General features: G+C 35.6%; 9 protein-coding genes. All 9 read right to left on the bottom strand.

Annotated elements, in window-relative coordinates; translation table 11 throughout:
• Nucleotides 1–2: 2 nt before the first annotated feature.
• The 9 genes from AC6R0T_RS01990 to AC6R0T_RS01950 all read right to left on the bottom strand — a co-directional run bounded on the left by AC6R0T_RS01990 (nucleotide 3) and on the right by AC6R0T_RS01950 (nucleotide 11,800).
• A complete protein-coding gene (locus tag AC6R0T_RS01990) occupies nucleotides 3–1,082 on the bottom strand; it encodes an ABC transporter permease (protein ID WP_303753763.1) in 1,080 nt (359 codons plus the stop codon).
• A 374-nt stretch (nucleotides 1,083–1,456) separates the two neighbouring features.
• Nucleotides 1,457–2,059, bottom strand: a complete 603-nt coding sequence (locus tag AC6R0T_RS01985; protein WP_230710354.1) for a TetR/AcrR family transcriptional regulator — start codon at nucleotides 2,057–2,059, stop codon at nucleotides 1,457–1,459.
• A 13-nt stretch (nucleotides 2,060–2,072) separates the two neighbouring features.
• Nucleotides 2,073–2,876 (bottom strand): pyrroline-5-carboxylate reductase, encoded by an 804-nt coding sequence (proC, locus tag AC6R0T_RS01980; RefSeq protein WP_303753762.1) that lies wholly within the window; start codon nucleotides 2,874–2,876, stop codon nucleotides 2,073–2,075.
• A 165-nt stretch (nucleotides 2,877–3,041) separates the two neighbouring features.
• Complete coding sequence (locus tag AC6R0T_RS01975; RefSeq protein ID WP_303753761.1) at nucleotides 3,042–5,222, bottom strand: glycosyl hydrolase family 65 domain-containing protein; 2,181 nt, start codon at nucleotides 5,220–5,222, stop codon at nucleotides 3,042–3,044.
• Nucleotides 5,223–5,233: 11 nt separating this feature from the next.
• The gene (locus AC6R0T_RS01970; protein WP_303753760.1) at nucleotides 5,234–7,522 is read right to left on the bottom strand and encodes a glycoside hydrolase family 65 protein; all 2,289 of its coding nucleotides are present in this window, start codon (nucleotides 7,520–7,522) and stop codon (nucleotides 5,234–5,236) included.
• Between the two features lie 11 nt (nucleotides 7,523–7,533).
• The gene (locus AC6R0T_RS01965) at nucleotides 7,534–8,565 is read right to left on the bottom strand and encodes a LacI family DNA-binding transcriptional regulator (protein ID WP_206902203.1); all 1,032 of its coding nucleotides are present in this window, start codon (nucleotides 8,563–8,565) and stop codon (nucleotides 7,534–7,536) included.
• Between the two features lie 44 nt (nucleotides 8,566–8,609).
• Nucleotides 8,610–9,425 carry a carbohydrate ABC transporter permease gene (locus tag AC6R0T_RS01960; protein ID WP_206902202.1) on the bottom strand — a complete coding sequence of 272 codons (816 nt, stop codon included), beginning with the start codon at nucleotides 9,423–9,425 and terminating at the stop codon, nucleotides 8,610–8,612.
• The gene (locus AC6R0T_RS01955) at nucleotides 9,422–10,300 is read right to left on the bottom strand and encodes a carbohydrate ABC transporter permease (protein WP_206902201.1); all 879 of its coding nucleotides are present in this window, start codon (nucleotides 10,298–10,300) and stop codon (nucleotides 9,422–9,424) included. The genes AC6R0T_RS01960 and AC6R0T_RS01955 overlap by 4 nt, the downstream gene beginning before the upstream one ends.
• A gap of 114 nt (nucleotides 10,301–10,414) precedes the next feature.
• Nucleotides 10,415–11,800 (bottom strand): extracellular solute-binding protein, encoded by a 1,386-nt coding sequence (locus AC6R0T_RS01950; protein ID WP_303753758.1) that lies wholly within the window; start codon nucleotides 11,798–11,800, stop codon nucleotides 10,415–10,417.
• Nucleotides 11,801–11,965 lie beyond the last annotated feature (165 nt).

Here is an 11,965-nt window from a genome sequence, read left to right as displayed (position 1 = left end):
TCTTAACCTCCAATGGCTGTAATTGGATCGACTTTGGTCACTGTTCTAATTGAGAACAAACCACCAACAACAGCTACAACTAACAAGACGACACCGTATAACAACCAATCATTTACAACAATTTGAAACGGCATCGCACTTGGTAAAATCAGACTCGTTAAAAAGGCTAATAAAGCAGCTCCTAGCACACCCATCACACCTACCATAAAGGATTGTGCAATAATTGATTTTGCGATAAAGCTAGTAGAAATACCTTCTGCTTTCATAATCCCAAAGGTCGCTGTCTTTTGCAGTGTCATCACGTACATGAAAATACCGATTACGGCAGCCACAACAATAAATAAGAAATAAATCATCCCATTCAAAGTTAAGTTTTGCGCAGAATAACCTGGAATTGCTTCAATAAAATCTGCCAAAGTTAGTGAATCCAGATCTTCTTTTTGTTCTGATGTAAAAGTAGGACGCCCTTTTTTTACTAAAATTCCATTAATTGGCGTCTTTGTTTTATCTTGTGGAATTTGACCATTGTATTTTACATTAACAAATGTTGCCGTATCAGAATAAATAACTGGCGTAACTGTGTAATACGTCGCTTTGAAAATTCCAACGATCGTTAATTTTTCTTCGTATTTGCCAATCGTAATCTTATCGCCAATCTGATAACCCTCATCCGCTAAATTTTGCGAAATAATAATATCATTTTTCTTTAGATTGCGATTACCTTTAGTGACTTTGGGTAACATAAACGCATCTGCGTCAGTTCCAAATAGCGTAATATCGGTAGTTTTTTTATCTAATTTTGCAGCACCATTATAAATACTAATGGGCGCCTTCTTGCTGGTGGTAGCTATGTCATTAAAATCTTGTAACGTCAACTGGGAAGCATTTAGTGACTTATTCGCATCTTTGGCTAATACTACCGTGTCGGCCTGCCAGTCACCTGCTGCTTGCATAAATTCTTGTGCCAATCCCGACGCTAAGCCCGACAACAAGAAAACTACGTAAGAAACTAGCAGCATAATGCCAATGATTAGGCCATAGCGTAACTTCGCATAGCGCATTTCTTTAATTGCTAAAAACATATTCATCATCCTTTATTTACAATTTCATTAAGTACGGTATTCACTTTAAACGCCCAGTAACACTTTGTCACCAATTCTGCTTGCCAATTGCAAATTGCTTAATATTTTCTTAATATTTATAGATGTGTGTGAAGTCCAATCTGCGCATAACACAAATGGTTTCTAAAAATTTCCTGCAATTTATTTTCTGGTGTTTTGCCAACTTTAGCTTTACAAATATTCGAGTGTGAAATCTGACATGACGATATTTATTGTAGAGCACTTTATTCTTGTCAAGATTTTATATTTTCTTATAGTCAAAAAACAGATACCTGCTTTAAAAATAGCAAAATTACTATTTTTAGCTGCAAATACCTGGTTTAATCTGAACTATTTTATTTTTGTTGAATACCCTGTTTAAGCCATTTAATCCGTAATTGGTAGACATCTACCAATTCTTTTTCACCCCAGTCATTTACAATAAAGGCAGTCAATACTTCCATCACTAAATCCATAATTAAAAATAACAATTCTTGACTTTCTGCTAGCGTATCCAAGCTAATATCGTTCTTGATCAAAAGCTCTTGCCATTGCAAAACCATCGCATTTTGACCGTTATTATGACTATTGCGCTTGGCAAAAATGGTAGGATTGGCTGTTAACAACTGGATTTGTTGCCATTCTTTTGCTGTTTTATCTACTCCTGCGATTTTTTTCAAATAGGTTTTAATCCCGGCGAACAAATCATCTGACATCGTATAAACAAAAGTCAAAATTTCCCGATGAACAGCAACTGACGCTTTTTGCACCACATATTGGTGCGCATCTTCCAAATCATTAAAATATTTATAAAACGCTCCCCGTGACATCCCCATTTTTTCAACAATTTCAGATACTTTCACCTGAGAAATGTGACGGTTGTAAAAAGTTGCCAATAAAATCATTTCAATTTTTTCCTGTTTATCAACAGTTAAATTCAAAAAAGTAGCTTTTGGCATCTCATCCCCTCCGTTATTTACCTAACTCTCGACTTTTTTTGGTTGCGGCACTCACAGCTTTCATTGCTGCAGCACGTAGCCCTTCTGTCTCTAATACTTTCACGCCGGCAATTGTCGTTCCACCAGGTGAAGTGACGCGATCTTTTAAAACAGCTGGATGTTCTTTTGTTGCCACCACCATTTTTGCGGCACCAAGAACCGTTTGTGCTGCAAATTCATAAGCCGCTTCTCGCGGCATTCCCTCAAAAACGGCACCATCAGCTAACGCCTCAATAAACAGATAAACAAACGCCGGTCCGGAACCACTTAGCCCCGTTACAACATCCATCATTTTTTCAGGCACAGCCACAGCTTTGCCAAAACTACTAAAAATCGCCAAAGTTTGCGCTAATTCTTCCTCGGTAACGTTTTGATTGGCACAAACAGCTGACATCCCCTCACCAACTAAGACCGGCGTGTTAGGCATCACCCGTAAAATTTTCTGATCTTCTCCAAGATAATCAGCGATTGTATCTATTGTAACTCCTGCAGCAATACAAATTACTAATTGCTCTTTTTTAATAACTTTGGCTACTTTCGGTAAAACTTTAGGTAAAACATCTGGCTTAACTGCGAAAATGATACTATCACTTTTTTTAATTAACGTATCAGCAGCTTGAAGTGTTCTCACACCAAAATCTTTATTGATTTTTTCTAGGGTAGGCGCATATGCATCATAGACAAAGATATCAGCTTTATCATATAGCTTTGCCTGTAATAGTCCCAAAAGCATCGCCTGCCCCATATTTCCCCCACCATAAAACCCAATTGTTCCCATTTCCTTCACCCTCTCTTTGCTTTAAGTTTGCTATATTTTTTCATAAAAAGCTACTGTCAGGTGAATTTTTATTTGCTATGTACATCATAAAAAAACATCCTATAAAACACGATTAACTTAAAACTTCATTACCTGGTTTTAAGCTAATCGTGTTTAAAAGACGCCTTATGAATTATTTTTTTTTGAAATGCGCGGTGTCTTTCCAGCTTCAATTTCAATATGGTAGCTTTCTCCATTAAAAATAGTATTAAAAGCCAGACGTTGCCATGATTTTGGTAATTTGGGAGTGACTTGCAACTGGTTGTTTTTCACAGACAAACCACCAAATCCTTTTATAGCTGCTAGCCACGCCCCGCCGTTAGCAGCAGGATGGGTACCACCAATATAAATTGTTCCCGCATATTGTTTTGTCTCTCCAGTTAAGTCAACAGTGGCAGTTTTCATAAAATAAGGATAGGCCCAGTCTTGATTATCAAACTGGCAAGCAACTAAAGCATAGATACAAGCACTCAATGAAGATCCATGTTCGGTTCTTGGCTCGTAGTATTCCCAATTTTTTTGAATTTCACTTTTCGTGTAGTCTTCGCCAAATAGATGCAGCATAAAAATAACATCTGCTTGCTTAATAACCTGGGTATCTGCAGCAACACCATATGCGCCACCCCAATACTCTTTGTCATCTAGCAATCGCTTTCTTACTGCTTCAACCGAAACATCTTCTAAAGAAAAATAATTGTCAAATTGTTCGATTATTTCTGCATCATTTGGCTGTGGTACATAAATTTCATTATAAAATCGTTGAAATTTTTCTTTATCTATTTCCATTAATTCTGTTGCCGTTAAAATTTCAGCCAAATCTTCTGGCGCATTTTCAGCTAACATTTCCCATAAATCCAACGCAATTTTCATTGTTTTTTGTACAAGTTTATTGGTATAGGCATTATTGTAAACCCGTTCATGATATTCGTCTGGCCCGATTACATCAATTAATTCAAAGCGATTTTTTTCGACTTTATAATACGCATAAGAATAATAAAATTTGGCACATTCAAAAATGACTTGTGCACCACCTTTTAAAAGCAGTTTTAAATCCTTTGTATATTCATAGTATTGCCAAAAAGCATACGCAATATCACCAGAAATGTGAATTTGTTTATCCCGAAAATAAGTTCGCATTGGCCGCTTGGTAAACACATCGACCACATTGTAATCAGATGTTGCATCTTGACCTAATTCTTGACTTTCCCATGCGTAAAAAGCACCATTAAATCCGTACTCTTTTGCTTTAGCTAATGCGCCAGGAAGTGTATAAATGCGATACGATAAAATATTTTTAGCAACTTCTGGCAAAACATGCATAAAAAATGGGAGCATAAACATTTCAGTATCCCAAAAAATTGCACCCTTATAGGTTTGCCCAGATAAACCACGAGCTGGGATAGAAACCGTATCGGAATGTCTCGGTGCAATGGATAACAAGTGATAAAGACTATATCGAATTGCCTCTTGGGCTTTACTGTCGCCATCAATTTCTACATCCGCTTTTTCCCACAGACCTTTCCAAATCTGCGTATGTTCTTTTTTCAAACTAGCAAAGTCCATTGCAAAAGCCACATCTAATTCTTTTTTGGCAGCCTCTTTGGGATTTTGACAGTCATTAGCATTAAAAGTTGTTGCAAAAATATGAAAAGTTATCGGTTCAGGCGTTAGCGTGACCTCATAGTAGGCAAACTGCCCCTCTTTTTTTAAATAATTCAGTTTAGAAGCATTCACTGCTTGTGCTACTGTAATATTTTTGTGTTCCCTTTGCGTTTTGGCTGACAAAATAATCTGATCTGCTAAATCTTCTGTTTCAAAATTGATCAAATGTGGGCCATTAATATCCCAAACTGCTGTATCAATCCCAATTTTCACTTGTAATGTTATTGGCTTTTCAGCAGCTAGCGTTATCTCGTCTGCCATTAAATGCAGTCGCTTCATATGCAAAAAACGTTCAGCTTGAAGAGTGATCGTGTTTTCGTTATAAGAAAAAGCAGTTTTTCTTATATGCAAACCTTGTTGATAGTCTAATGTCTGCTGATGAAATGACGGTTTTAGCGTTAGTAAGCTGATTTCAGTTGCTTGGTCAAAAAGCTTAAAAAATAGGCCATTTGGTGCATTTACTGGTTCACGCCATTTATCTCCGACTTGATCATACAAGCCTAAAATAGTATTTGCAGCTAATTGTTCAGCACCATACTCTTCCATTGTACCGCGATAGCCCATATAACCATTTGCCAAGAGAAACTTATTGCCATTTGAAACAATTTGGTTAGGATCATAACCTGCTCTAACTTGCCAAGACATCTAAGTTCCTCCTAATAGTTTCTTTTAATTTCATAGACTTCGTCATTTAATGTAACAGTTTTATCATAGAGACTTATTGTGATATCAGGACCAGTAATTTTGGTTAATGAAACGAATTTTTGGCTTACTTTGACGGCAATCAATGCGTTTTTGTAGGTAAACTTAAATTCATAATCATGCCAATTTTCCGGAATAGTTGGATTTAACTGAAGTATTGGACCATCCGTTCTAACACCGCCAAAGCCATAAACGATATTCATCCAAGCTGCTGCAATAGAAGTTGTATGCAAACCTTCTCGTGTATTGCGATTATAATTATCCAAATCCATACGGGTTGCAAAACCAAAAAATTCGTATGCCGCCTCGTTTTTTCCCAATTCCGCTGCTAAGATAGAGTGGATTGAAGGTGACAATGACGACTCATGGATCGTTTTGGGTTCATAAAACTCATAGTTGACTTTCTTAGATTCAAAAGAAAAATCTTGATTATACAAAAATTGAAACATTAAAACATCCGGTTGTTTGATCATATCATTACGATAAATGCGATCATAGGACCAATGATGATACAACGGAAAATCTTCAATTGGAATTTCTTGAATATCAAGATGTGGCAATTTGAAAAATCCATCATGCTGTTCAATCACGCCATCTTCTCTTATTAACATCAGTGTTTTATCTGCGCACAATTTCCATAACTCTTGTTCTTCTTGCGTCAATTGCAATTCACTGATTAACTCTATTTTTCTTTCAGGATTTACTCTTGCAATCTCACTTAACGTTTGTAACGTATATTCAAATGTCTTTTTAGCCATGTAATTCGTATAACCATTATGATTTACCATCATTTGAAATTCATCCGGCCCCATCACACCAAAGAAGCCAAATTCTCCAGTTGGACTAAAATCACCCCGGCTAGCCAAAAAGCGACATATTTCAATTAACATTTCAATTCCATGACCGTATAAAAATTCTGTGTCGTCTGACAAATTCATATAATGAAAAATACCATAAGCGACGCCGGTACTTGGCTGAAACTGAAGACTGGCATGTTGCCACAGATCACTTGCTTCATGACCGTTTAATGTTGCAATCGGATAACAAGCCCCCTTACAATCCAATTCAGTTGCTCGCAGTCGTGCTTGGGACAATGTCTCATAGCGAAATTCTAATAAATTTTTTGCTGCATCTAAATTGTTCAACAAATAAAATGGTAAACAACAAGTTTCTGTATCCCAAAATGCCAATCCCCCATAGGATTCACCTGTTAAACCTTTTGCGCCAATATTGTTGGTTTTATTTTGTCCATGATACGTCTGTTGTAATTGAAAAATACAAAATCGAATCCCTTGTTGATTCAGTTCATCCCCATTAATGGTAATATCATATTTTTCCCAAACTTTCTTCCAATAGACTTTTTGATTAATCTTAGTTTGCTCATAGCTAATTTGTTGTTGTCTTTGACTGTCACGAATACCTTTTTGCCATAATTTTTCTGTTGCAATAGGAGTTTTGCTGACAATATTGTTCACGTGTTTTTCTACTTCAAAACAATTATCACGACTAAGTTTAACGTTAAACTTACGACCGATAAATTTATCCCTCGTCACGACTTCACTTGACAGGGATTGATTGTTTTTTAGATAAAAGCCACTAAAAACTTTTTGGTTGGTTGTTAGCGTTTCTCCTAGAATTCCAGTCGTTTCTCCAACTGTATCTTTTTTTATTTCTCGCCAAAAATTTTGTCCTTGTGAAACATGTTCACTATTAAAGTCAGCCCCTAATGTAAGCTCCAACTCTACGTTCTCGGCTTTAGTACATACAGAGATTTTTTGATAGCCCCATTGTGCTTGCTCCATATCCAAAAATCGTTCGAACTTAAAGAATACTTCTTTATCTGTTCCTGTTGTAATCTGGAAACTCCGAGTTAAAATACCACTACGTAAATCCAGTTCACGGTAATAATCCCTAACAGCAACACGATTTAAATCCAAACGTTGTCCATCAATGATAATTTCCGTCTTTAACCAGTCAACTGCATTTACCATAAAATGACTACGTTTAACAATTCCCTTATACTGTACCCGATTTTCTTCCGGACTATTTTCATAAATGCCATTAAAATAACTGCCGAGTAAAGTAGCGCCAGAAAAACCTTCTTCAAAATAACCTCTGACGCCCATATATTCATTTCCCAATGCAAAAATCGCCTCTGAAACTTCGCTCCGATTTTTATCGAATCCTTTTTCGGCAATCTTCCATGGATCTAATTGGTAATAAAGATCTGCCACTTTTGCCATTTCTTCACTTCCTATTTCTTATTTTTATGTTCATAAACGGTTTGTCGAATCACCAATTCGCTATTCAAATTGAATACTTCTGAATCTTTTTTTGTACCATCAATAACGGATACTAAAATTTCCATTGCCTTTTGTCCTTTGGCAAGCTGATCTAGTCTCACAGTTGTTAATGGTGGGTCATTTAAGGCCGCATATTTAATATCATCAAAACCAATAACAGAAATTTTCCGTTCATAAAAGATCTTATTTTCCTTAAGAAAATGAATCAACTGCATTGCCAAGTAATCCGCTGTAACCAAAATAGCTGTAAAAGATTCGCTAGTAGACAACAATAAATCAAAGTCTTCTTCTGTAAAAATTAATTTTTCATCAACATCGATACCATGCGCATTGAGTGCTGACATATAGCCAATGTAACGCTGTTGCACAACGCCAGATTGCGTCAAATCAAAATCATAAGATAAAAATGCAATTTGTTCGTGTCCTTTTTGGATCAAATATTCTGTTGGTTTGTAAGCTGCATTAAAATCATCTGTATTCAAAAAGTACCGATCAGGATATTCGTGCAAATTATTGTAGACGCGCTCGTCAATATGCGTATCAATAAATACAATGGGAACGCTGATGCTTTCATTAATCAACTCGAAGAATGCTTGATTGAAACCAACGGCGATTAAACCATCAAACTTCCAATTTTTTTGAATATCTTCAATATCTTGTTGAGAGGTAATATTATGAATCAACGTAAAAAAACCTTTTTCTTTTGCAACACGTTCAATACCTTCTAAAACTTCAGAAACAAAAGGATCTGTGAAATCTAGACGGGGACGTTCAGAAAAATACAACAAGCCGATTAAATGTGAAGATGACTGAACTAAAGCACGTGCATTCATATTAGGAGAATAGTCATACTTTTTAATAATTTGATTAATCAGCTCTTTTTTCTCATCTGAAACACGATTAGCCTTATTATTGATTACATTTGAAACAGTTGTCACGCTCACTCCTGCTTCTTCTGCAATTTTTTTTATGGTGATTTTCATGTTTCTTCGCCCTTTCTTTTTTCACTATCGCCTTTGGTTAGTTTCTATTTAATTGCACCGCTAGAAACACCGGCAATAAATCTTTTTTGAAATACTATATAAATGACTACAACTGGAATAATCGAAATTGCGGTAGCAGCAAAAAGTCCGCCATAATCTGTACCATATTGGCCATTAAACAAGCGTAATCCAACTGATAAAAGTTGTTTTGATTCATCATTAATCATTAAATACGGCCATAGAAAATCTTCCCAGCTCCACAAGAATTGGAAAATTGCTAAACTGGCTATTGCATTTTGGGACATTGGTAAAATGATGCGATGAAAAATATAAAAATCACTTGCACCATCTACTCTTGCGGCTTCAATCAATTCGTCTGGAATTTGCGAAATCGCTTGACGGAACATAAAGATTCCAAATCCCGAAACCATTGATGGAATAATTAGCGCCTTATACGTATTCAGCCAGCCAAAGTCTACCATCATTTCGTATTTAGGAATAATAGTTACTGCCCATGGTAACATCATCGTACTTAAAACAACACCAAATAGTAAATTCTTTCCTTTAAAACGAAACTTCGCAAAAACAAACCCCATCAATGAACTAGTATAAATGATAATTACAGTTGTTAGTACTGATACAAACAAACTGTTTGCAAACATGCGCATAAAGTTAAATTTTTCTTGCACATCAATATAGTTCTGAAAAGTTGATGGCGTAGGAAATAACGAGCCAGTAATTTTTACAATCTCACTGTTTGGCGCAAAAGAAGAAACGAGCATCCAGATAAAAGGGATAATTGTCACCAAAGCCAATAACAACAAGACGACATTTAAAAGAATCGAACGGATATTTTTCATTGATTTTTCTTCCCTTCACCGGTGACTTTAAACATAATAATTGTTAAAATACCAATAATTACAAACAAGATAATCGCCATTGCAGAGGCCGAACCAAAGTTATACTTTACAAAAGCTTCATCATAAATCAAATAAGAAATAACATATGTTGAAGTCCCTGGTCCGCCGTCAGTCATGATCAAGATTTGGATGTAAGCTTGTAGATACGTAATTAGAGATGTAATTACAACAAACAAAGTCGTTGGTTTTAATAATGGGACAGTAATTTTCCAAAATGTTTGCCAAGAGGTGGCACCATCAATTTCAGCAGCTTCAAAAACATCTTCTGGCAACCCCATTAAGCCACCTAAAAAAAGCACGGTAGCATAGCCAAAGTCCTTCCAAATAGTCATAATAATAATCGCCGGTAACGCCCAGTGTGTATCTTTTAACCAATTAATATCAAGATGAAAAACCTTGTTAATCAGGCCAAATTGCGGATCAAACATCCACATCCAAACAAAAGAAACAGCTACTAATGGTGTGATGGTCGGCATATAAAATAGACCTTGAAACAATGTTTTAGCTTTGGTTAGTTTTGAGGAAATTAGCAATGCTAGTCCTAATCCTAGCACTACGCGGAATAAAACCGCAAAAAAAGTAAAAACAAATGTATTGGACATTGATTTCCAAAATAAATCACTGGTTAATACATCTTTGAAATTATCTAAACCAACAAAATCGTATTTATCGATCATTGGATTCCAATCATGTAAGCTTCCAGCAAATGCCTTGTAGATTGGGTAAACAAGAAAAATGGCAAAATAGATAATCAATAAAACGACCGCAACATTTTTCAGATTAAAAAAATTTCTTTTTTTATTAATAGCTTGCATTTACTTCACCCCTTTTTTACGCCTGCGTTAGCATATATAATTGAATAGTCATTTTTCCGCTAACTTTTTTAGAAAAAGGGTGTGTCAAATTTGTGACACACCCTACCTGACAACTTATTTTGCTTCGTCAATATGTGCGTAGCTATTTTCTAATGACGTAAAATCTGTATCCTTCATATCTTTTTCCATCTTTTCTTGTCCTGATTTTACGGCTGCATTCAAGTCTTTACCATTGAATAAAACATCTTCCATTGTTTGCGTTCCAGTACTTTCTACTGTAGCAGGGAATGGACCTGGCCAAATTAAACGCTCAACGCGAGGTGCAATAGCTTCTAAAACAGGATTTGCCATAATATCTTTATCGTTTGCTAATGATTTTTTTGTAGGGAACGATGCTAATGCTAAAGCACCTGTTTTGGAATATTCATCATTTGCTAAACAGTATTTTAAGAAATCTTGTGCGACAGCTTGTTGTTCTTTGGCTTGATTTTTATTAATTCCTGGTGTGCTCTCCCCATTGAAACGATCATAGGCTAAAGGTGTATCTTCAGATGGTGTTGGTGTTGCAAAAACACCAAAATCCACATCTGGATAGTTGGTCTTTAATTCATTTAAATACCAACCCCATTTATAAACCATTGCAGATTGACCATTCCCAAAACTTTGTGAAGATTCTGCTCCAAAGTCTTTTGAACCTACGCCATCTTTTTCATATAGATCAATTAAAAATTGTAAATTTTCTTTTGTTACATCATTATCATAATTTACTTTTTTGCCATTATCTTTAAAGAGTAACTCCCCTTTTTGGTAATTTAAACCTTCGTAAATCGCACTATATGTTTCGCCGTTCCAGTTAAATCCAGCTTGCGTAATTTTATTACCATCTTTTTTGGTTAATTTTTTTGCAACTTCACGGAATTGGTCCCATGTTTTTGGAATATCTTTATCTGTTAAACCAGCATCTTGCCATAATTTTTTATTGTAATAAATATTGCCTGTGTTAATCATGCTATCGGTGTAATAAACTTTCCCGTCAATAATGTGAGGATCAACAGAAGTAAAATCTGCTGTTAAATCTGCTGTTTTAATGTCATAAGGTGCTAAATATGGAAACAACAAATCATGTTGTGAATTATGAATATTAAAAATTGCTGGTCCATTATCCCCTTTTAGCGCCAATGGTAATTTTGTCCAATAATCATCCCATGGATGGTTTACAACTTTAATAGTGACGTTCGGATAAATTTTTTCATAATCTTTTGCCATTGTGATGGCAGGATCACCTTCGTTCCAAGTCCAATACTCAATTTGGATTGGTTTACCATCATTGACTAGTTTATTGGGGTCAAATTTTACATGCTCCCCCAAAACTTCCATCCCTTTATCTTCTTTGGTGTCAGTTGTACCTTTTGCACTATCTTTGCTTGATGAACCACAGGCTGCCAAAGTGCCTACCATCAAAACTGTTGCTAGTGCTGTTAAAACTTTACTCATTTTCATGAAGTTCTCCTCCTCGTTAAGTTTAACGTTCAACTTCTCTTGTAGTTTAACGTTAAACTTAATCTTTGTCAACGCTTACATTATTATTTTTCAAATAAATAACAACTCATGCTCAAAATATGTACTGGCCAATTTATTAAAAGAAGAAAAAATCACAATTATTGC

The organism is Enterococcus sp. S86.2, assembly GCF_059834485.2.
This window is presented reverse-complemented; position numbering and strand designations above follow the sequence as displayed.